The following is a 22,872-nucleotide window of genomic DNA, read 5'->3' as shown; positions in this document are numbered from 1 at the left end:
GGGTACCTTTACAAGGTATGCCACTTCCTTACTGGAAAGCGCTTCCCTACAAGGAAGGGCTGCGGCAGCGATAAGTGGTAACAACTAAAAACGGCAGCACATGATTTGCAAAGAAGCACAACCGGCAGAGTGTCGCGGCCGCCTGAGAGCCATCCAGGACACCATGGATATATTAAGCGGCAAATGGAAAATGACCATCATTGCCTGCCTGGGCTTTCAGAAAAAGCGGTTTATGGATCTACAGCGCGAAGTAGAAGGCATAGGCCCTAAAATGCTGGCGAAAGAACTACAGGAGCTGGAGATAAATGGCCTGGTACAACGCACTGTTAGCTGCACAAAGCCTTTAACGGTAGAATACCATATTACCGAATACGGCCAAACACTGCGCCCGGTAATACACGAAATGGCGGTATGGGGCAAGCAACATCGCCACCGGATTATGCATACAACCAGCTAATTCTCAAACGTGTGAATATTTTTTGAATAAATGTTTGTCTTTTCAAACCAGTTCTCTATTTTTGCACTCCTCTCGTCAATGGGAGGAAGCCAGCAGATTAAAATGTTGGTAAGGGCCTATAGCTCAGTTGGTTAGAGCACCTGACTCATAATCAGGGGGTCCCAGGATCATGCCCTGGTGGGCCCACCCCGAAAAGCCGCTACATTGTAGCGGCTTTTTTATTTGCCTTACATCGTGCAAATAAGGACTGATCAATGTGATTTTAACTTATGAATATTTATATTGCAATAACGATTAATAGGTTTGCCATTGCTTTCATCTGTTCCGTATAGTGAAAAAGAGTTGCTTTTACGCGTTTCCAATGGAGACGAGGCCGCCTTTCGCCAGTTATTTTATCAATTTCATCACCGGCTGGGTATTTTTATTTATCAGGTTACTGCTTCTCATGAATTGGCTGAGGAAATAGTGCAGGACGTATTTTTAAAGATTTGGACAGAGCGGAAACAACTGACCACTGTACATAACTTCAATGCCTGGTTATATATACTTTCTAAAAATCAGGCGTTAAATGCCCTTCGTAAAATTGTGAATGAGCGCCGCCACCAGCAACGTTGGAGCCAGGAGCAGCGGGAAACAGAGTGGACAGAAGATGGTAGCTTTACCGATGCTGCCATTGACCTGTTAGATAAAGCGGTTCAACAATTGCCACCACAGCAACAAAAGGTATTTATTCTCAGCCGTTATCAGCGTCTTACTTACCAGGATATTGCTCAACAGCTCAATCTTTCCCGAGAAACCGTGAAGTATTACCTGCGATTAGCCATGCAATCTATTGCTCAATACATGACCAACCATACTTACCTGCTCTGGCTGGTGTTGCTTGGAGGACTATAATTTTTTTCCTTTCATTACCCCCTTTTATCTCTATGTATGTGTCTTACTACTACATAGTATCATTGGTATGGAAAATAACCAACCTGCTTTACAGCAATTATTACAAAAATTGCGCAACAATACTGCTTCTGCCGAGGAGCTGGCTTTGCTGCAACAGTGGCTGGGCCGTGAAGCAATAGAAGATGAACTGAAACAGTTGTGGGATTTTGTTCCTCAGCAGCAGCCCTTTTTCAGCGAAGTTGCCAGTGAGCGTATGCTTGGCCACATACTGGAAAATGAGCCTGCTGCCATCATGCCTGCACGCCGCCGCTCCCGAGGATACCGTGTTATAGCTGTTGCGGCAGCTGTTGTGGTGATAGCTACAGGATGGTGGTTGGTTTCGCTTAAACAAGATAAACCTGTTTCTTCCGCGCCGGTAGCAAGCACTCCCGTAACATCTGCAGTTATACCGCCGGGTGGTAATAAAGCTACACTTACCCTGGCCGATGGCAATACCATTATATTAGACAGCAGTAACTACAAAACCTTATCGCACTACGGTGCCGTTACGGTAGTGCAGCAAGCTGGAGCACTGGCTTATCAAAATCACCAACGGGGGGCAGATAGTGTTCTTGAGGCTTACAATACCCTGTCAACTCCACGTGCAGGGCAATATAAACTGGTATTGGCCGATGGAAGTAAAGTGTGGTTGAATGCAGCTTCTACCCTTCGCTATCCTATTACTTTTACCGGTGCTGAAAGAAAGGTGATATTAACAGGAGAAGCTTATTTTGAAATAGCTCCCAATGCCAGGCAGCCTTTTGTGGTAGCTACCGAAAATACACAGGTGCGGGTGTTGGGTACGGCTTTTAATGTAATGGCTTATACTGATGAAAAAAACATACAAACCACGCTGGTAAGCGGTAAAGTGGAAGTGCAAACAGATAATAAGCCCGCCCGTATGTTAGAGCCCGGTCAACAGGCACAGGTAATAAGGGCCAGTAATACTATAGAAGTACATTCAGCAGATATGGAAGAAGCGCTGGCCTGGAAAAACGGGTTGTTTTACTTTAATAATGCCGACATCAGGTATGTATTACGGCAAGTGGCGCGCTGGTATGATATAGATGTAGAATATGCCGGAACACTACCCGACAGGCGTTTTGGCGGTAAAATAGCACGCAACAGCAGTCTTAATGATATTATCCGAATACTTGAACTGAGTCATATACATTGTAAAACAGAAAATCACAAACTGATAGTAATGCCATAATAATGGTACACGCAGGGTAACACATAAAAAACCGGAAGCGCTTGCAACACCTCCGGTACATGTTTGGGTTACCTGCAATCATTCCGATTGACTTGCCTTACCCGGCGTAGCCTGCCAGGATAGGCTTTTATTCACCCGACGGCATAAGCAAGCCCGTGGAAAGGATACTTATTGCCGTGCTAAACAGATCAAATATATGCTATTTCATGCACGTCCATTTTTGCAAACTATTCTGGCTATGAAACTAACTATTGCTTTTCTCTTTTTTGCGGCTCTCCAATCCCAGGCAAGAGGCTTTAGTCAAAACATCACCTTAACGGAGAAGAATGCGCCTTTAATAAAAGTATTTCGCGCCATTGAAAAACAAACGGGGTTGGTGTTTTTCTTTGATGAAGCACAGCTTGCCCAGGCGCACCCTGTTACCATTGCCGTTACCAATGTGTCTGTCCGGCAAGCATTGGAAGCGTGCTTGCTCAATCAGCCGTTAACCTACACGCTCGTGGGAGAAAATATTGTTATCAGTACTAAAAGTTCCTTAGTATTTGCATCAAAGCCTCCGGCACCAGATATTAAAGGAAGGGTTACCGATGAACAGGGCAATGCATTGTCGGGTGCTTCGGTGCAGGTAAAAAACAGTGGCAATGGTACACAAACGGATGCGGAAGGTCGTTTTTCTTTACAGGCTGCGGCAGGCGCTATACTGGTTGTTTCGTACGTAGGTTATACTTCACGCGAGGTAAATCTGAAAGGTTATTCCGGCCTGCTGGTGGTGGCTTTGCAGCCTTTGCGCGATACTGCCGCAGATATTGTGGTGATTGCATATGGCGCCGTTCGTAAAAAGGATCTTACCGGTGCTGTTGCACAAATTAAAAGTGAAGACCTTACCTCTTACCCCGCAACCAATATGATACAAAGCATGCAGGGGCGTGCTGCAGGTGTGCAGGTAAAGCAGAACAATGGCGCACCCGGCGCTGCTATCAGTGTACGTATCAGGGGCACTAACTCCATATTGGGCGGTAATGAGCCTTTATATGTGATAGACGGGTTTCCCTATTCAGGCAACCCTACCTTTTTACAGAATGCAGATATAGCTTCTGTTGAAATATTAAAAGACGCCTCATCCACGGCTATTTATGGCTCGCGCGGAGCCAATGGAGTAGTGATTATTACTACCAAAAGCGGGAAACGCAGCGGTAAAAACAGTGTGGAAGCAGAGGCTGGTTTTACATTGCAGCAGGTGAACAAGAAAATGAAGTTGCTTACCCCAGGCCAGTATGCACAATTATATAATGAACAAGCGGTAAACGATGGTGTAGCTCCCTACTTTACGCAACAACAGGTTGATTCATTGTATAAAACACCTGATACAGACTGGCAAAACCTGGTGATGCATCGTGCGCCTCTTTGGTTTACCAGCGTTACGGTAAATGGAGGTAACGAAAAAACACGCTTTTCCTTATCTAATGGTATTTTTCGCCAGCAGGGTATTATTCACAATAGTGATTATAACCGCTATTCCCTGCGTTTTAATATTAACCATGATATCAGTAAGGTATTCAATATCGCTTATAATGCCACCCTTACACGTATTACCAGTAATCGAAAAAATGCTGACAGGGGTAACCGGGGCAGTGATATCTATTCTGGTATGTTAGTAGCGCCTCCTACTTTGTCGCCCTACCTGGCAGATGGTACTTATCGCCGGTTAACTACTGCTTACCCCTTTATATCTAATGCACTGGCCAATCCTGTATTGCTGATGAACGAGACGTCGGACTATATTAAGGCCGATCGCGTTTTTACTAATGCAGCCTTGCTGATCAAACCTGTGAGGGATTTATCTATTCGTATATCCGGTGGTCTGGAAAACTCGAATGACCGTACCGATCAGTATAGCACTATACAGCCAATCAACAGCTCGGTGGGTAATGCCAATGTAATTACCAATCAATTGACCAGCTTCTTAAATGAGAACGTGGTTAACTATAATAAAACGCTGAAAAAGCACCGTATAGATGCTACTGCCGGGTTTACTTACCAGGATTATGTGTCCACCTCGCTCAGTGGTAGTGGCAGCGGCTTTTTAAGTGATGTGATTGGTACGGGAAATCTGGGGGCGGCTGCTACGCCGGGAATTCCTGCTTCCGGTTACAGCAAATGGGTATTGCTGTCTATGCTGGGAAGAATTAATTATAACTATAGCGATAAATACCTGTTAACAGTGAGTTTCAGAAGGGATGGCTCTTCCCGGTATGCTACCAACAACCAATGGAGCAACTTTCCTTCTGCTGCTATTGCCTGGCATTTGTCTAACGAAAACTTCTTTCCACGTAATAGTGTGCTGAACGATGTTAAATTGCGCAGCAGCTATGGTGTGTCGGGTAGCGCTGCTATCAGTCCTTATCAAACACTCAATCAGCTCTCTGCCAGCTATACCACTTTTGGTGATGCCATTTATAGCGCCCTGGCACCCGGAACTACTTTGCCCGGTAACTTAAAATGGGAAACCACCCACCAGTTAGATGCAGGTATTGATGCTACGTTGTTAAATAATCGCCTCCATGTTACCGCCGATTTCTATGTAAAGAAAACGAAAAACCTGTTGAATCGTGTACAGCTGCCAGCATCTATGGGCTATACCAATACCCTGCAAAATGTAGGCGAAATACAGAACAAAGGAATTGAACTTGGATTGGATGCTACGGTGCTACAACGTGCAGTTAACTGGACGGTATCGGCCAATATCTCTTTTAACCGCAATAAGGTGTTGAAATTGTATGAAGGGCAGGATATTTATGGCCAAAGCATTTACACCGGCTCTTTAAACGATTTTGTTAACCTGCTCCGCGAAGGGCAGCCATTGGGTGTTTTTTACGGATATGAAGAAAAGGGATATACTGCTACAGGCAATATAGAATATGTAGATCGTACAGGGGAAGGAGCTATTAGTAATGCAGACAAAACCTATATTGGCAACCCAAACCCTGATTTCATTTATGGGTTTAACTCTGTTACTACCTGGAAGGGATTGTCTTTAACAGTATTTATACAAGGTTCACAGGGCAACGATATTTTTAATCTGAATAAGGCCAGCACACTGGATATGGGTATGGGTTTAAACCAGCCGCAGGACTTGTTCTACAATCATTGGGCCAGCGATAAAACCAATGCCGCTTATCCTAAGATATCGCGCAATATCAACGGTAACATGAGCAACCGTTTTGTGGAAGATGGCAGTTACCTGCGCTTGAAGAATATTCAGCTCGCTTATAACCTGCCATTGAAAAAAACAAACAATAACGGGTTTAAAAGTGCGCAGGTGTATATCAGCGGGCAAAACCTGATAACAATTACCGGTTACAGCTGGTATGATCCTGATATTAATGCTTACGGTGGCAGCAATGCCGTTGAACAGGGGATTGATTATTATACCTATCCTACCAGCAAATCGGTTACCCTGGGTATCCGTTGCGGATTTTAACACTATTGTTGACTGAATGAATTGCCTGATATGAAGTATCCATTTTTATTGATAGCCTTTGCATCTGTACTTTCTGTTTCCTGTAATAAAATGCTGGAAGAGAAGCCCAAATCTATTGCCGTTGAGAATTTCTATAATACTGTAGCGGAAGTAGAAACGGGTGTGAACGCGGCTTATGTACCGGTGCGCAATGTGAATATGTTTGGCGCATTGTATCCTATACAGCTGGAAACCTATACTGAATACATGTATGGCCGCGGCAGCCATGCCGCCCTGAACGATTACCAGGGGCTGGATAATACCAATATTACCCGTACCGAGAACATATGGCAATACTTTTATGAAGCCATACGCAATGCCAACCTGGTTATAGGTCGCGCTCCGCATGGAAATGCTATTAGTGAGGCCTATATTAAGAAGTATGTAGGAGAGGCGCGCTTTATAAGAGCCCTCTGGTATTTTCACCTGGTACGTAACTGGGCAGGGGTGCCACTACGTACTGAAAATAATATGGATTCGATTCATGTACGCCGTAGCAGTGAAGCAGAGGTGTACCAGTTAATTGTAAATGACCTGCTATATGCAGAAACCAACCTGCCGGATGTGCCCAGGTTGTCTGGTGCGCCTTCTACCTGGAGTGCTAAAACTTTGCTGACAGATGTGTATATGAACCTGAAAGAGTATACTAAAGCGCGTGACAAAGCACTGGAAGTAATCAACTCCAATAAATATTCTCTGGTGAATGTTACAGTTGCCAACGATTTTGAAAAACTGTTTGGGGCAGATATTTCTTCCTCTACCGAAGAGATCTTTTATCTCAAGTTTGCTCGCACGCCCAGCAGCCAGATATTTCTTTACCCGCAATACATTCATTATCCTAATTCCGGTTATTACCCGCCCGGTGGCTTTTATACCATTTACAGCGATTCGGTTCAAAACCTTTTTCTGAAAAACTGGGACAAAAACGACTTGCGTTACCGGTTTAACTGGTATGCACAAACCTTTGGATTGGGAAACACTACGGTGTTGAATAAAAAGTATGTTGACAAAAATGCGGTTACAGGCGGAGGCAATGATTTTCCTATGTACCGTTATGCGGATCTATTATTGTGGTATGCAGAAGCGGAGGCCAGGGTTAACAACAGTGCTGATGCCGCTGCCCTGGAAAGCCTGAACAAAGTGCACCGCCGTGCCTATGGTAAGAACCCGGCGGTGGGGGATGCTACAACAGACTTTACCTTATTGTCCTTTGGCTCGTTAACTGATTTTATTAGCCGGATTGCGTTAGAGCGTGGCTATGAAAATGTATCGGAAGGCAAACACTGGCACGATTTAAAAAGGTTGGATTTAGTGCAAAGTACTATCCTGGCTTATAAAGGAAAGACTGTGGCCGTAAAACACCTGCTATGGCCTATTCCTAAAACAGAATACAACTATAACAAAGCCATTGACCCGGTTAAAGACCAAAATCCTGGATACTAATGAAGAAAATATTATTACGCCTGGTATTGTGGGGCACGCTGTACAGTTTACCTGTATTATTGAGAGCACAGTCTGTTACCAAAGTGGATGTTTGTGTATATGGGGGAACATCGGCTGGCATTATTGCTGCTTATACGGCAAAACAGTTACATAAAAGTGTATTGTTGATAGAGCCCGGCGCCCATCTGGGTGGACTTACTACAGGAGGCTTAGGCTATACCGATATTGGTAACAAGTATGCCATTACGGGGCTGGCGCTTGATTTTTACAGGCGTATCGGCAACCATTATGGTAAGTTTGAGCAATGGATATTTGAACCCCATGTAGCCAGCGAAGTGTTTCAACAATACCTGCGGCATGGCAAGGTGACTGTATGGAAGCGGCACCAATTAAAACAGGTACATAAAAAAGGAACGGTGATCAGTGATATTGAACTGGCTACCGCTAATGGAACGCGGCATGTAAGTGCTGCTGTATTTATCGATTGTTCTTATGAAGGTGATCTTATGGCAAGCGCCGGGGTATCGTACACGGTAGGTCGTGAAGCCAACAGTGTTTACAACGAAACCTATAATGGTGTGCAATTACGGGAACATCACCAGTTCCCGGATGGCATAGATCCTTATGTAGTGCCTGGTGAGCCGAATAGCGGTTTGCTATGGGGCATTACTAAGGATACGTTGCAGCCCCGGGGTAGTGGTGATAGCCGGGTGCAGGCTTATAACTTTCGTATCTGCCTTACCAGCAATTCAGCTAACCGTATTGCTATTACACGCCCGGCCGATTACGACTCCAATCGTTACCAGCTGCTATTACGCTTGCTGGAAAAGTACCCTGCCAAAGACCTGCGTGCGTTTCTTAAACTTGACCTCATGCCCAATCATAAAACCGACATCAACAACAACGGTGCTTTTTCTACGGACATGATTGGAATTAACTATGCCTATCCTGAGGCGTTGGACAAGGAGCGGCAGCAACTGGTGCAGGCACATGAAAACTATACCAAGGGGCTATTATATTTTATTGGGCATGATAGCCGCATGCCTGCGCATCTGCGTGCGCAAATGCTGAAATGGGGGTATCCTAAAGATGAATATGTGAACAACCACCATTGGTCGCCTCAGCTGTATATACGCGAAGCGCGCCGTATGAAAGGAGTGTATGTAATGACGCAGGCCAATTGTGAAGGACGTGAGGTGGTTACGGATGGAGTGGGCATGGCAGCCTATACTATGGATTCGCACAATGCTCAGCGACTGGTGGTAAATGGTATGGTAAAAAACGAGGGTAACGTGGAAATAGGCGGCTTTGGGCCTTATCCGGTATCGTATCGTTCCATAATACCACAGGCCGCAGAATGTTCCAACCTGCTGGTGCCCGTATGTTTGTCTGCCAGCCATATTGCCTATGGAAGCATTCGTATGGAGCCCGTGTTTATGGCATTAAGCCAGGCAGCTGCCACCGCAGCGGTGCTGGCTGTGCAGCAGCATACAACAGTGCAAGAGGTGAATGTGTCCCGGTTACAATCACTGTTAAAAACCAATCCGCTGGCAGATGGGAGTAGTCCTGAATTATTGATAGACAATGAAGATGCCGCGCATATAACATTGCATGGCGAGTGGAAAAGGGTTACTGAAGGTGCTTACGGGCCTTCCCTGCTGGTGCATGCGGGCAACAGTAGCGGTAGTGTGCAGTTCAGCGGTAGTGTTTCCAAAACCGGTAAATATCACATCTATACGTTTTTGCCAAAGTTAGAACAGGTAGCCCCCACTGTTAATGTGCAGTTGAGATATGGTGGCCAGGTAAAAAACACCAGCATATCTCCGGCAAGCATTCAGATACAGGGACAAACCTCCGGCGAATGGGTAAGCCTTGATGTTTGTTACCTACAGGCCGGCAAGCCCTTTTCTGCCACTATTTATGGTAACACAAGCCAAGGGACTACTGCCGCTGATGCTATATTGCTTGTGCCGGAAAGGCAACTTACTGAAAAGTGAAGAAAAGTATTGAAATTCTAATGCCCAATAAAAGCAGTTACATTTTGTAGCTGCTTTTTATTTGTTTAACACCACATACCGCAGATAAAAAATTTATTCATGAAGTTTATTCGTAAATAATTATTGAATTTGCAACTGTTCCTAATCGGGTAGGCTACGTAGCGCCCTGCGTATAAAGGCATTATATTATGTTAAACGAAAGTAAACGATAGAACTATGAGTAAACGTCCTTATGTCATTTGCCTGATGATGACATCTTTAGATGGTAAGATCCTTGGTGAGAAATGGGGGAAAGATGACCGCGTGCAGCTGTTGACAAAAAGCTTTGAGGAGGCGCATGATGCTATTGGTATGAAGGCCTGGATAGTAGGAAGGGCCACTATGGAAAAAGATTTTACCAAATTTGCCAGACCGGTGTACAAGGAGGGCGCATTGCAGATAAACCGAGCTGACTTTATAGCTACCCGGGAAGCGAAATCTTTTGCGATCGCCATTGATGGCAATGCTAAACTGGGCTGGGAAAGTAGCATTATGTTAGGTGATCATGTGATTTCAATTTTGACAGAAGCGGTAGAGGATAGTTACCTGGCGCATTTGCAGGAAGTAGGAGTGTCGTACATTTTTGCAGGCGCCACAACGGTAAACCTTCAGATGGCGTTGGAAAAGCTGAAAACATTATTTGGAATAGAAACGTTGATGCTCGAAGGCGGCGGACGTATTAACGGTAGCTTTTTAAATGAAGGGCTGATTGATGAATTTAATCAATTGCTATTACCACTTGCAGATGGACGTGTTGAAACATCCAGTGTTTTTGAGATAGCGGAAAAAGATAGAAAGCTGGATGCAACATTGTTTAAGTTGGAAAGTATGAAGCAGATAGAAAATGATGTCATCTGGTTAAAGTATAAAACAATTGAGCGGGTGTAAATGTAAAAAGCGTCTGAATGTTATTTCAGACGCTTTTTTGTTATAAGCTACGTTTTAACCTGGTTGGTTTTATTGGGTTCTATAGCTCCAGGTGTGTCCGTAATTTTTTTCCAGTACATACAATCTTTCCAGCGAGGAGGTGGGTGTACCATTGTTGCTCCCTTGTACAAAACCGGTGGATGCCTGGTAGGTTCCTTCCGGAATTTGAACAGAGTTAGGATTATTTACTACATCCAGTGCGCGTAAATCAAACTTCATTCCTCTGAATGGTACTGTGTTGCTGTCGGTTAAAGACACATTATTCACTACATATTCATACCAGCTTTGAATGAGCTCGTCCACTGTACCGGCCGTGCGTGTTAAAGGAAATACACCATTGTAATTGAGTGTTTTTAGTTTGGTTAGATTTCCTATATAGGAGGGCAGGGTGGTGGGAAATGCAGTACATCCATTCAGGATAAGTGTAGCCAGGTTAGGCAGATTGGATAAATCTGTTGCCCAAGCTTTAAGATTTGCGCAATAGGTAATACCCAGGCTGATAACGGTGGGAGACAGGTCATTCAATCTATCTGGCAATTTTGTCCATTGTGTGGCATTGCAGTTAAAGCTGGCTAATTTGCTGAGTGTAGTCCATTCCATGGGAAATGGACCTTCTCCAAAGCCATTGTCATCGCCACTGATCATACCAGCATTAAAGCCAAAGGTAATGAGGTTGGGCATGCTGGTGCCATTGATGGCAGTGAGATTGCTTGCTCCAAATGTTTTGCCGGTAAACCCCGGGCCACCTATGGCCAGGTTTGTTAACTGTGGGTTTAGCATTTGTGGTTGCATATATCCATAGTAACGGCTGGTGGGTTCGAAGCTAATACCTCCCAGCTGTAACGTTCTTAGTTTGGGTAAGGTAAACAATGCCTGATCAAGCTCGGAAATATGCTGGTAAATGGTGCCTGATGCTAATCCGTTAATAGCAGAAAAGCCGGCGAGATTTCTCATTAACCTGAATGGAACGCCCAATACCTGCGTTTTTGAAAACTGCTGCCCGCTAAGGCCAAGTGATGTAATGGCGTTCCAGTCAGAGCAGGTGATGGTGATGATACGGTCTGTTTTATTACCATCTGCAAAAGTTTTTCCTCCAAAACGTCCGATAGTAGCATCGATAGAAGTGTTTCCTACGGGGTATAGGTAGATAGCATTGCTAACAGAGTTATAGGTGATGGGAACCGTGCCGTCATTGTGGTAAACAGTTATTGTAAATGCTTTTGAAGCTATGAGCGAAATCGTTCCGGTCGGGAAGGCTGTTCCTGTAACAATAAAGCTGATATTACCTCCATGTTGCAGGCATCTGTTTTTATACTGTAGAATCATAAGTTAAGCTGTTCTGTATGTCCACTTATGGCCATATTGGGTTTCTAAAACATAAATCATTTCCAGGGCGGAACCAGGTGTGCCATTGTTGCTTCCCTGTACATAGCCTGTCGGAGCCTGGTAGGTGCCTGTTATGATATGCCCGGAAGCTGATACGTTATCTGATGCATTATTCCCGATAACTATGGTCATGCCCCTGAAGGGGAGGGTATTGGCTCCGGTTAGGGCTGTATTCGTTGTTACAAAGCTATAGAACGAGCTAATAAAAGCTTCTGCATTGGTGGTGTTACCAAAACTGCCTGCAAAGTGAAGGTTTTTTAATTTAGTTAAGCTGGCAAAGTAGCCTGGCACCACGGGCTGTAGCAAAGGGCAGGAGGCCAGTGATAAGGTGTTTAAATTAATAAGTGCTCCCAGATTACCCCATGTGGCCAATGGATTAATGGAGATGGTTAAACTTATAAGTGATGTGATACTATTGATGACCGCAGGCGGTGCTGTAAAGGAGTTACTGTTTAAGTTTAAGGTGGTAAGTACTTTTAAATCAGAAAAGTTTTCAGGTAAGGCTCCATCTGTTCCATTGACGTCTGTAAAATTGTTGCCATCTAAAGCGAGTGTAACCAAGGTAGAACCTAGGTTGGGCGCTATTTGATCAAGATTAGATTGAGAAAAGCTTTTTCCTCCCAGCTGGCTTGCATAGCCTAGTGTGGTATACTTTTTTCCTGTAAGCATATCTGTGGGAATACTGCCATAATAACGTGTGCCTTGTTGAAATGCGTTTCTAAGTGAGAGGAAGGTGATATTATTAAGCTTCAGGTAATTTTCATCAATACCGGTAAGCTGTAGGTTTACCAGTGCCAAAGTGCCCAGATTTGTCAACTGCGCAAACCTGACAGGTAGCGATTGCTGCATGGTAAGCATGTTGCTGTCAATGCTTATGCTGATGAGCTTCTCTGGTTCAGGAAGCTTTATTTTTATTTGTCTGATGGTAGATGCGTCTCCTTGTGTATAGGTGTATTTAGGAAAGCTGGCGGTTATGTCTGAATTTGTACCAGCATCGAGTTGTACCCTGTTAGCAGTTCCTGTAGGATATGTAATCAAAGAGCCGTCTCCATAATTTACAATAACAGAAGAGGGGCTGTTGAATATAAATCTTATCTGACCTGAAGTGGCGCCCGCAGGTCCGGGAAACTGCATTCCTTTATGCAGGAAGTTCCATGTATTGCTATAACTGAAAATCATTGTATCTTTTTTGTCGTAGTGAATGGTATTAATAACCCGGAAATATTAAGCTGGATAAGCAATAGTGTGATCGTACTGATTTTTCAAAACATAGATCATTTCAGCCGGCGAAGCCGGTGTGCCGTTGCTGATACCAGGCATAAAGCCGGCAGGCGCCTGTTCTGTTCCACTGACTAGTTGCATACTGACGATAGTACCATCGGCGTTCCTGGTGGAAATAGTCATGCTCCGGAATGGGCTGGCTGATGTGCCTGTAATCGGAGCATTAGCAACAACCAGCTGGTATAGATTGGTGTAAAAATTGTTTTGCCAATTGGTGTCAGTAGTGTTGCCATTGGCGCCTACGGATGTTAATCTTAGCCGCTTTAATTTTGTAAGTGCCGACATCCAGGAGGGCAGTGAACTGGTGAATTGTCCATTACCCGTAAAATTAATCTCAACAAGATTTACCAGGTTGCTTAAGTCTGTCCAGTCTTTTACGAAAGCAGAATATAAAAAATTAAGTGTTTGCAGGGTAACCGGTAGATAATTGAGTTTTTCCGGCATCCTGGTAAACAGCCCAAGGTTTAATGAAAAAGCTTTAAGATTGGGAAACGTATTCCATACATCAGGATAAGCTCCTTCCCCTGACTCACTATCATCATACCCCGCCAGGTAAGAATACTCTATAGTTAGTGATTGCAATTGCGGAAGGGTAATGGGGTTCACTGCCAGGAAGTTGGTAGAAGCAAAGGCTTTGTTTTTACTTGTTGCTGTATTACCTGTGCCTACACCTGTCCATGTAAGTGTTGTTAAACGGGCATTTAAAATATCATTTTGAATATTGCCATAAAACCTGCTGTCTGTAGTAAAGTACTGACCTGCTATAGAAAGGCTGGTAAAAGAAGGTAAGGATAATACGCCCGTGTCAAATTCTGTGATCTGTGCATAAATACCCGATTGCGCCATGTGCAGGTTTTTCAACCTGTACATGGCATTAAATGGGATATTCAGCTTTTGAGGCTTGGATAAAAAGAGACCCGTAATGGAAATGCCGGAAATAGCTGCCCAGTTAGAACAACTGATTCTTACAATCCGGTCTGTTTTATTGCCTGTGCTCCATACCGGGCATTGATACATGCCGGCATCGGGGTTGATGTTCACATTGCCTGTATTATACAATCTTAACGTTGTTCCTATGGAAGGATAAGTCAGCTTATCTGTTCCATCGCCCGGGTCTATGGTAATGCTAAAAGGCAGGCCGGTAGTTCCTGTAAGTTGGATAGAGCCGCCTGTTAAAGATGTTCCACTGACTATAAATATCATATCGCCTCCAAAGCGAAGTGTTTTATGGTTAAACTGTAGTATCATAGGTGGTGAAGTATTATTGCTTTGCTTTTTTAACTCATTCACTTTGACTATTATCTATCCCAGTGTTTGTTATAAGGGATTAAACGGTCTTATGAGTCAATGCAAACGTTTTTGCAACTATTTCGTTGGCAGAAGCGTTACCCGCCTGCATGGTGGTTGTTATGTTATTGGATACTGTAAAGTTTACGCCTGTTATGTCTATAGCACTTGCGTTTACTATACTTCTGGGGTTCCCACCTCCATCATCAGTTTCCACAACATAGTTATAGGAGACCCTTATTGCTGACTGCCCGCTCCTTATTATTTTCCCTTTTATCAGAACATTGCTTTTGGGCATTAAAGAATTAATGATTGAAGCAGTTGCAACTACATTGTTGCCCCAGTAAAGTTTTATCGTTTTATCGTAATATGAGTTGGAAAGTGCTGATAAAAATTCAAATTCAATGGATTGTCCATTAGCCGAAAGTGTATTTGCAGGTAATATATAACTATACGCTTGGGTTTCGTTGGTAGAGGAAGTGGCTACATCAGTGTAGGCAATATATAATGTAGAATCAGATGCCTTCCCAACTTTGAAGCAAGTGTTGTCGTCGGTAGCAAAGAAGAGATCCGAGTTGTTCTTGTACCACTGTCCCTGGAAAAGGGTTTTATTGTTGAGAGGCGTAACATTAGCTGTGTAATTGTTTGCTACATTATAAGTGGCCGCTGTAATGGCACCTGTAATATCCGTATCAGTAACAAAACCTTCTGCTATTTCTTGTGTGGCAGAAAGATCGCCTAATGCATTGGTTTGTACCAGGCGTGGGTTAGCGCCTACAAACAGGTAGTTGTCGGCACTGGACAACACGTCCACTGTTTGCGTACCCTTTTGCATACGTAACCTGTTGTTGGTGCTTTCGAGCCATATATCTCCGTTTTCCAGTGTGGCAGGTGTTGCGCTTTGAGGAGCATGACGTATAACGGCAGCTGTTACTTTGCTGCTAAAAATCTGGGCTTGTGTTTTTACCCATGTCCACCAGCTGGTGATGCGTGATGGAGTAGCAAATTTGGTATTGTCTGTACCGGTTTGCATTTCAGTGGTGGTGGGTATATTGGATTGCAGGTTCGTAACCTGGCCCTGAAGTTTTCCTGTAGCTGATAACACAGTATCTGCTGCGGTAACGGCAGTGCTGGCTGAAGTAAAGCCTGTTAAGACTGTGCCACGTATAGTGGTGGCAATATTGTTTACAAAGTTTACTATTTTTCCAAACCCGGATAATATCGAATCGCTGGCTGTTGGAGTACCTGTTGTAGCGGTGAGGCCTGTAAGAGGGGTTGCAACAGCGCGTGCCTGAGTAAAATACAGGTTGGAGCTACCTTCTATTACTGCGTCGGAACTGCCTGGGGAAGGTGAAATTTCTATATACGCGCTTCCTGACCAGCGGTAGGTTTTGTTGGAATCAAGGGCTACGTATATTTTCCCTGTTTCGCCAGGTGTGGGCATTGCTGCCAGATTGGCTTTTTCTATTACATCATCAACGTAGCTGGGTAAAATAGTGGCGGGTATTAAACCACTGCCATCAAGCCCTGCGTAGCCATTGGGCGAATTTTTATTCACTGTTTTTTCAACAGCTGACAGGTCTATATCGTCACCCACCTTTTGCCAGCTGGCCGCATTGCTTAAATCGTTTTCGTTGATGCAACGATATAAGCCGCGCTTGCTGACGTCTGTATCCCAAACAGAAACGAGGTGGCCATTATAAATAAAATTTGCGGAAGTGAATGCCAGAAGGTCTGCATAAGTAGGGCAAAAAGTGCGCGCATCCAGCGCGCCCTTTTTTGCTACTTCCAGGTTTCCACTAAATGAAAAAGATCCTTTTTCTCTTGCCATAGAGCAATAGTATTTTAGTGCGCCTTTAAGTGCGCTGTTTAATTGAATGTGTATGCCTGTATAAAAACGGGGTTAGCTTGTTAAGATGAGCTTTACTTTTAAAGAACCACGGTCAGAAGTCTGATTGGTGTATTTTTTATAGGCTATGCCATCTATGGTAACATCGGTTATTGCAAAGTCGCTTACTTTATTAGTACTGTCGTAAGCATTGGAAACGGTGTTAAAATATTGAATGCTCTGTAGTGGCCGGCTGGTGACCCAAACAGTGGGAATCCAGATGGATTGCTTATTACCAGTGCTTTCTGCAATGAGGTTAACTTCAATATTGTTTCCGGTTAGCATGGAAACCAGTGCTTGTTCTGTAGCTGTGGTTATAGCGGTAGTGGTGGCCAATATGGGATATACCCCTTCAAAGGATGTACTTACTACCGGCGATTTTGCTGCAGGAAGAGCTGTGTTGTAGTTGTTCCCATCGCTATCAAGGGGTTGCGGCCCTGCTGCATAGTTTACCTGCGCTTTAAATATATTCACCCCTTGTATAACCGCGTGTGCATTTACTGTATAGGTTTTTCCTGCTTGTGGCTGATTGGCATAGCTAGAGTTGTCGGCCTTGATGAAAGTATAATCAATAGCTGCGCCTGCACGGTTACCCTGTAAAGTACTATTCCAGCCGTTTTGGATGCTGCCCTGGTTAAAGTTAAAGGTGAGTGTTACATTAAGTGAAGCGCCAATTTTACGTAAGCTGCCAGCATCGTTCCCTAACGAGAAGGAAGGTTCGGTGATGGTAGGGTAATAGGTAGTGGTAAGCATTGACTCAATGATATCTATCAGGGATCTGCCTTTTTCAATAAGCGTGCCTGACGGAATGCCGCCTACGGTGACGTTGGTGGTGAATGCATCTGTAACAGAAACAGAAGCTGACAGGTCGGGCAGGTAAGCTGTAGGTATCTTTCCATTTTCAACAGGGGCGATGGTTGTACCTCTTGCTGCTGCTATTGCCGATAAAATATCGGCAGGGCTGGCTTTGCCCTGTACCATGCTTAAGAGTTGTTCATAAGCATTGGCAGGAGGCATGGAAGAAATAACGCTGTAAAGCTCTGCAGTTAAATCACTGACAGCTATTTTGCTGCTTACATGCCTGTAGCTTTCCATGAAATCATAAAATGCCTGTTGATTAGGCTTGTCGCCATTTTTAAACAGGGCTTTCAGTTGATCTATTGTTTTTGTTGCCATTGTTATGCTATTCTTTTTACGTAAACAACTACTGTATAAGGTTGCACGTTATTGTGTGCGGCTCCTCCACCTGCTTCTCTCATGGTGCTGGAGTTAGTGGTTTCGCCTGGCTGTGCGCCGATTACGCTGTCGCCATCCTTGCCTCCTTTGGGTAAGTACTTAAGATCGTGGTTATGCTTCGGCATTTCGGCAATGGAGAGTGTATGTGTTTTTTCACCACCCCTTGTTCCCGCTACTGTATACGCGTAATCTGTAATGTTATCTACAGATTTGCCATCGTACCATAACCCCAGTGGCACCCTGCCTTGCATGCTTTCCATTAACTGGAATCCTTTCATTTCCCATTTTCCTATTCCGGCAGCATCAAAGCGGTCAGACCTGGTTTCATACATTTCTATTTTACCCACTTTGGTAAGCGCCCGGTTCAACACATCTGTATAGCGCTGGCTGGTGTATGGGTCAAAAGTGATGTAAGTGCCGGAGATGGGCAAGGTGTTACTATAGTTGCCGTCTTCTTTAAGATATACAGGGCTGGCACCGGTATAAGCAGGTGTTTGCACCAGTTTGCCGCTGAACATACAATAACCACTGCTTACAGACAATATGGACGCATTCACACTGGCTGCGCAACCACTGAGAATAACTTCATTCTCCAGCACTAATGCCTTTTGTATCGTTTTTACATTGAATGCGAAATCTTTAAGGTTTTCGCCAAAAGGAAGTCTTACAAAATCACTAAAGGCAACGTTGCCCGAGCTGATGGTAGATAAGCGTGCTTTTTTTACTGTATATACCGGCTTTTGTTCTCCATCTTCAAATTGCTCGGTGGCTGTGGTAGTTTCAATGGTAATGTAATCAGCTTTTAAGCCTGATGCAAAGGGAATTACTTCTCCGTTGATAACTATCCAGCCTTCACTTACACTGCCATTTTGTTCAGTGCAACCACTCAGAATAAGTTTGTTGCCTAAAATGCCGGCTATGGCATCGGACACATCACTGTAAGCTTTTTGCATATAGGCAAGTGTGTCCTGGTATAGATGTAAGCCACCGGCCTGCGTAAAATCTATTGTTCTGTTCATTGTTTTAATATGTTTGTACTTTAAAAGTCCGGCATTGTACTATATAGCTATTTACAAATGCGGTTAATTCGCTTAAATCGTATTGCAACGAAGCCGGTATCTTAATAATGAAATCTGCTGTAAACTGTCCTGTTTCCGATTTGGTATAAAGGATTTTACCTGTTCCTGGCCTGGCATTCAATACCATGGGTTTGTTTTCCGGTAGCAGAAACAAAGGCTGAGGATCAAACTGTCTTGAACGAACTATTTGTATACGTCTTCCGGTATAGTCAAAGCGGTCATTTAATGCTGCTTGCAGAAAACAAACCTGGTAGTTGATTTTCAGCCGGTAGTCTATATTTTTTTTGTACGTGATAAACCGTGTGTGTAAATCGTTTATAGGAGATACCAGCGCATAAAGCAAGGCTAACAGCTTTTTCTTTCTAAGCGTAACAGGCGTTAGCCAGTTAACCAGCTTTTTCCATTCTACGTTGTAAATGTTATTGTATTGCACTTTGTGGAACGTATTCAATGATTAAATCGGTTTCGTCTGCAAATCTGAGCCATCCCGCGTCTGGCTCATATAACTGGCTGATAGTGGTGAATGGAAAATTGCCATAGCTGGCAGAGCATTCAAGTACTTCAGGTATTACAATGCCTTCAATTTTTTGTAGATAATCAACATGATACGTTAAGGCATAAATGCCACTAAACTGCATCCCATCTACAAGAAATTGTTTAATTGCAGTACGAACAACATCGCTACCCTGCCCATCCAGCCTGTTTCCGTTGCTATCCAGTATCAATGGGTTGTAATGGATGCGCCACTTCATTTTTATTTTATCAGGTGCTTCACTGGTTACCGCCAGATTATCGCCTGCAGCTTCAATACGGCTAAAGTACTCGTTGATAGCAGCTATCTGTACATCAGACAGTTGTTGTAAGTCCTGCCCATCGTATCCTGCCATCTTTAATTTGAGGATAATTCTGCCGTAAGCGTTTGTTTGTCGTACAACTGCAGCGTATTTCACAATCTGGCTTGCAGTTATTTGTTCATCGGTATAACCTGTGTTGTTAAACTCATCAGAATCACTAAACAATGGAAATCCGTATTGAAAGGAAAGAGCTTTGTTGGCATACCATTCTTTGCTGGGTGGTTTCAGGGCTTTAATATCAGCTTCTACATTAGTTCGATGGAGGTCGAAAATCGATTCCAGTGACCATGTACAAACCGCTACCACGAAAATAAAAAGTCTTTGCAGGTTTACTTTGCTCCATGTGTCGGGTGTTACACTGTAACCGACAGAAGCCATTTCTGTAACATAAACATTGGTAATGTATGCTTGTATTTCGCTTATTGTTCTTGCCATATTTAATTTACTTTAAAATCTAAACCAATAGTCCAATAGCTGATCCCCTCCAGGATATCTTCCTGAACCGCCTCAATAGCGCTTGCCGGACGAATAGATTTGTTTTCGAACACGCTGGCAATACTTGCTTTGGCACTGTCAATGTCAGGCACCTCTATAAACTGGTCTTCCTGTAAATCATCTGTAATGCTTAGATGATTGAGTAACGCTATGTCTATAATGCGGGCAACGTCTCCGTTTACCTGGATAGCTAAATCGGCTAGTGTTTGCCCCGCTAATACTTCAACTCTCATGGATAGGTTGCATTTACTTTTAATTGATTGTTCTCAATAGCCACTTCAGAAACCTTCATTCCGTCTGAGCTAAATTGAAGTCTGACTTCCCTTAATAAGGCTGTAGGGTTTTCATCTTCCAGGTAGCTGGCCACACCAACCCCACAGGTAGGATTTTCTTTAAAGCTGCCCTTGGTGCAGACTAATAATAGGCGTTGATGCTGCGTATCGCTATTGCCAATTATCCAGTCGCCGGTATTTTCATTGATAAGAAGGTCATTGGTGTCATTTAATAAAAGGTCTGTCATTATTGTATTTTTCCGGTGATTGAATTGCCCGTAACGGGATAGGGGCCTGCTATGAGACCTAACCCTGGAACATTTAATGCTGCATTGGCCTGTATGTGTGCTACGACTTCGGATGCAATTCCATTCCAGAAGTCTTTTCTGGCCTGCTCTATATCGTCAATATTTACATTATTAAACTCACTGGCCTTATTGTAAAGCTGTTGTCCTAAAAGGGTGGCATTTAGTGGCATTATTGTAAAATTTTTTTTGCTTTGCTTAATGCTTCTTGTAGCTTAGGGTAATCAGGATTTTGACCCTGTAGTACCACTATCTTCATACAGGCTTGCACTAGTAGTTCTATTACCTGTAACAAGGTATCTGAGTCGTGTTGAATAAGCAGGCCTTTTGTGCTCTGCTCCATCACACCAGCTCCTGTTTTTATCCGCCATTTGTCAGCTTCTCCTGATGCAATCAACATCCATTCGTTATCGCTTTCGATACGAACAGCCAATGCCCAGGTGCCTATTTTGGGGAAAATGGTGATGGCTTCTTTACTGTCAATTACAGGACGAAGTCTTACCTGCGTTATCTTCAGGCCATCCTCGTCTTCCAGTGTACAGGTGAAGTCGCTTTCATCAATCTCTTTTACAGTTGCCAGCATAGTTGGCTGTGGGCCAACTTTTGCTGACAATGCAAGTAGAGAGGATCTTATTTCTTCATGTATGCGCATGACTAAATTTTTATTCCTATACCAATATGTTGTCTGCCGCCTGAAGCGTCAAATGATCCTTCAATGCTTTCTATAACATAATTGCCGGCCCGCTCTATGTAACGGGGGTCGCTTATGGCAGATACAGTATTCAGATCACACGCCGGTTCCAGGAACCCGGTTATTTTACCTCCATATCCCTTTTGGTTTTCCTGCAATTGCCTGTCGTCTCTCAATTTTTGTAAAAAAGAGGAGTCTAGGTCTATGCCTTGTATGGTCAGTACTTTTTTATTACCTGTGCCGGTGTCTGTCCATTCTTTTTTTACACCATCAGGTTGGCGGGCTTTCAGGCTGATGTTTACTTGCGTGTCTGTTTTGTCGGAGTTAAATGTCAGTTGATTATCTTTTATTACGTTCCAGCCAAGCTTATGCTTAACTGTTGTGGATCGCTTCATATCAACATAACGTAATCCAACATACAGCTCATCAAAATTGAAATAAACAGTAAGAAGCATATTCGTTTTAAGCCATTCCAACACCTGTACTCCGGATTTATTAGCTAATTCAGCTTTGCTTACAGGTATGTCCGGTACAAGTGGGCTTAGTTTAATAGAAGTATCTGCTACAAGGTCCTGGAGGATTTTTTTTACAGTTGTTTTTACATAGTTGTGTTTCATTATTTTTTTATCCATCTGTAATAAAAAACTGTAACCCTCACATTCTATTTCAAGCGGAACGGAGAAATTTATTTGTTTAATAAATCCTTTAAAGCGGACTTTATCAAGTCCATTATAGCCACAGGAAATAGTTACCGGCATTCCACTTTTAAGTACCTGGTTGGTACTCATTTCCGGAATCTCGTATTGATCGCCTGTTTTTACCAGGCGGCACAATGCCGGTAATTTTATTTTGGCGCTATCGGCATAGTTGTCCATGCTTCTGCTCCAGGTGGCAGAGGTGCACTTAAAAGGTTTGAAACCTCCTATAGTGATGCTGTTTGTCATTAAAAACATATCAATTGCTTGTTTCCAACGTGAATACTGTGTCGCTTTCAAGTTCCATTGTAAAAGGCCGAACGTGATTTCTGCCTCCCTGCACTTCAGGTAGTTCAAAGCTTTCAATAACAACTCTGTCATTGTCGCCAATAAAAATATTGGTCAGGGCATTACTCATGTTTACGGCCCTGTTAAGCTCAAACAATCTTTTTAACTCGGTGAGTTCGTTATAAGGCCATACGCGTTTTTTGTCAATAACAAATCCTTTAAGGCTGATGGCGTAGTCTTCCGTACTGTATTGTTCTTTAATTGTACCTCGGCGTTCAGCAAGTGGTGTTTTAACAATTGTTTTTTTGCATTTAATTTTTACCACTGTGTATGGCAGTAATAAGGTGCCCTTATCACCCATATCTGATGGCAAGCTCCAAAATTTGGTAGGAAGCCAAATTTCAACACCTTCATATTGCAGCCTTAGTTCTGCACCTGAAGCATCCCGTGCGGGTTTTTGATTCATTTCATTTAGCCACAACTGGCTTTCATTAGTTATGTCTGGCGTCCATCTTTTTACAATTTCAGGTTTGGTGCCAAAGGTTTGCTTATACAGTTTTTCTAAGTCGTATATTAATGAACTCAT

At 43.5% G+C, this 22,872-nt stretch carries 21 protein-coding genes and 1 tRNA gene; 8 read left to right on the top strand and 14 right to left on the bottom strand.

Annotated elements, in window-relative coordinates; genetic code table 11:
• Positions 1-100 precede the first annotated feature (100 nt).
• The 8 genes from FLA_RS26365 (at position 101) to FLA_RS26330 (ending at position 10,490) form a co-directional block, all read left to right on the top strand.
• Positions 101-457: a winged helix-turn-helix transcriptional regulator gene (locus FLA_RS26365; RefSeq protein ID WP_076375969.1), complete on the top strand. Its 357-nt coding sequence runs from the start codon at positions 101-103 to the stop codon at positions 455-457.
• Between the two features lie 112 nt (positions 458-569).
• Positions 570-643: transfer RNA gene (locus FLA_RS26360), tRNA-Ile, on the top strand.
• A gap of 117 nt (positions 644-760) precedes the next feature.
• On the top strand, positions 761-1,351 hold the full coding sequence (locus FLA_RS26355) for an RNA polymerase sigma factor (protein ID WP_197705831.1): 591 nt from the start codon (positions 761-763) through the stop codon (positions 1,349-1,351).
• Between the two features lie 67 nt (positions 1,352-1,418).
• Positions 1,419-2,603: a FecR family protein gene (locus tag FLA_RS26350; protein WP_076375965.1), complete on the top strand. Its 1,185-nt coding sequence runs from the start codon at positions 1,419-1,421 to the stop codon at positions 2,601-2,603.
• Between the two features lie 238 nt (positions 2,604-2,841).
• Positions 2,842-6,084, top strand: a complete 3,243-nt coding sequence (locus FLA_RS26345; RefSeq protein ID WP_197705830.1) for a TonB-dependent receptor — start codon at positions 2,842-2,844, stop codon at positions 6,082-6,084.
• Between the two features lie 30 nt (positions 6,085-6,114).
• Positions 6,115-7,566 (top strand): RagB/SusD family nutrient uptake outer membrane protein, encoded by a 1,452-nt coding sequence (locus tag FLA_RS26340; RefSeq protein ID WP_076375961.1) that lies wholly within the window; start codon positions 6,115-6,117, stop codon positions 7,564-7,566.
• Positions 7,566-9,563 carry an FAD-dependent oxidoreductase gene (locus FLA_RS26335; protein ID WP_076375959.1) on the top strand — a complete coding sequence of 666 codons (1,998 nt, stop codon included), beginning with the start codon at positions 7,566-7,568 and terminating at the stop codon, positions 9,561-9,563. Before FLA_RS26340 ends, FLA_RS26335 begins: the two co-directional genes overlap by 1 nt.
• A 216-nt stretch (positions 9,564-9,779) precedes the next feature.
• Positions 9,780-10,490 carry a RibD family protein gene (locus FLA_RS26330; protein WP_076375957.1) on the top strand — a complete coding sequence of 237 codons (711 nt, stop codon included), beginning with the start codon at positions 9,780-9,782 and terminating at the stop codon, positions 10,488-10,490.
• 69 nt (positions 10,491-10,559) lie between these two features.
• Here FLA_RS26330 and FLA_RS26325 read toward each other — a convergent pair whose 3' ends face one another.
• The 14 genes from FLA_RS26325 to FLA_RS26260 form a co-directional block, all read right to left on the bottom strand.
• Entirely contained in the window at positions 10,560-11,855 is a 1,296-nt protein-coding gene (locus FLA_RS26325) for a leucine-rich repeat domain-containing protein (protein WP_076375955.1), read from the bottom strand.
• A gap of 3 nt (positions 11,856-11,858) precedes the next feature.
• Positions 11,859-13,094, bottom strand: coding sequence for a leucine-rich repeat domain-containing protein (locus FLA_RS26320; protein WP_076375953.1), 1,236 nt, complete (start codon positions 13,092-13,094; stop codon positions 11,859-11,861).
• Between the two features lie 45 nt (positions 13,095-13,139).
• Complete coding sequence (locus FLA_RS26315) at positions 13,140-14,486, bottom strand: leucine-rich repeat domain-containing protein (RefSeq protein ID WP_076375951.1); 1,347 nt, start codon at positions 14,484-14,486, stop codon at positions 13,140-13,142.
• A 37-nt stretch (positions 14,487-14,523) separates the two neighbouring features.
• The gene (locus tag FLA_RS26310) at positions 14,524-16,314 is read right to left on the bottom strand and encodes a hypothetical protein (protein WP_076375949.1); all 1,791 of its coding nucleotides are present in this window, start codon (positions 16,312-16,314) and stop codon (positions 14,524-14,526) included.
• A gap of 72 nt (positions 16,315-16,386) precedes the next feature.
• Positions 16,387-17,547, bottom strand: coding sequence for a hypothetical protein (locus FLA_RS26305; RefSeq protein ID WP_076375947.1), 1,161 nt, complete (start codon positions 17,545-17,547; stop codon positions 16,387-16,389).
• Between the two features lie 2 nt (positions 17,548-17,549).
• Entirely contained in the window at positions 17,550-18,626 is a 1,077-nt protein-coding gene (locus FLA_RS26300; RefSeq protein ID WP_076375945.1) for a phage baseplate protein, read from the bottom strand.
• 4 nt (positions 18,627-18,630) lie between these two features.
• Complete coding sequence (locus FLA_RS26295; RefSeq protein WP_096511325.1) at positions 18,631-19,137, bottom strand: hypothetical protein; 507 nt, start codon at positions 19,135-19,137, stop codon at positions 18,631-18,633.
• Positions 19,106-19,975 carry a hypothetical protein gene (locus FLA_RS26290; protein ID WP_076375941.1) on the bottom strand — a complete coding sequence of 290 codons (870 nt, stop codon included), beginning with the start codon at positions 19,973-19,975 and terminating at the stop codon, positions 19,106-19,108. The genes FLA_RS26295 and FLA_RS26290 overlap by 32 nt, the downstream gene beginning before the upstream one ends.
• 2 nt (positions 19,976-19,977) lie before the next feature.
• Entirely contained in the window at positions 19,978-20,268 is a 291-nt protein-coding gene (locus FLA_RS26285; RefSeq protein ID WP_076375939.1) for a hypothetical protein, read from the bottom strand.
• Entirely contained in the window at positions 20,265-20,555 is a 291-nt protein-coding gene (locus FLA_RS26280; protein WP_076375937.1) for a hypothetical protein, read from the bottom strand. Before FLA_RS26280 ends, FLA_RS26285 begins: the two co-directional genes overlap by 4 nt.
• Positions 20,555-20,785 carry a hypothetical protein gene (locus FLA_RS26275; protein ID WP_076375935.1) on the bottom strand — a complete coding sequence of 77 codons (231 nt, stop codon included), beginning with the start codon at positions 20,783-20,785 and terminating at the stop codon, positions 20,555-20,557. The genes FLA_RS26280 and FLA_RS26275 overlap by 1 nt, the downstream gene beginning before the upstream one ends.
• Positions 20,785-21,264: a hypothetical protein gene (locus FLA_RS26270; RefSeq protein WP_144263963.1), complete on the bottom strand. Its 480-nt coding sequence runs from the start codon at positions 21,262-21,264 to the stop codon at positions 20,785-20,787. Before FLA_RS26270 ends, FLA_RS26275 begins: the two co-directional genes overlap by 1 nt.
• Before the next feature lie 2 nt (positions 21,265-21,266).
• Positions 21,267-22,256 (bottom strand): hypothetical protein, encoded by a 990-nt coding sequence (locus FLA_RS26265; protein WP_076375931.1) that lies wholly within the window; start codon positions 22,254-22,256, stop codon positions 21,267-21,269.
• Between the two features lies 1 nt (position 22,257).
• On the bottom strand, positions 22,258-22,872 hold the full coding sequence (locus FLA_RS26260) for a DUF6046 domain-containing protein (protein ID WP_076375929.1): 615 nt from the start codon (positions 22,870-22,872) through the stop codon (positions 22,258-22,260).

The sequence above is a fragment of the Filimonas lacunae genome (assembly GCF_002355595.1).
GTDB lineage: Bacteria > Bacteroidota > Bacteroidia > Chitinophagales > Chitinophagaceae > Filimonas > Filimonas lacunae.
The sequence above is the reverse complement of the archived record's forward strand: the minus strand, read 5'-3'. Positions and strand labels throughout refer to the sequence as shown.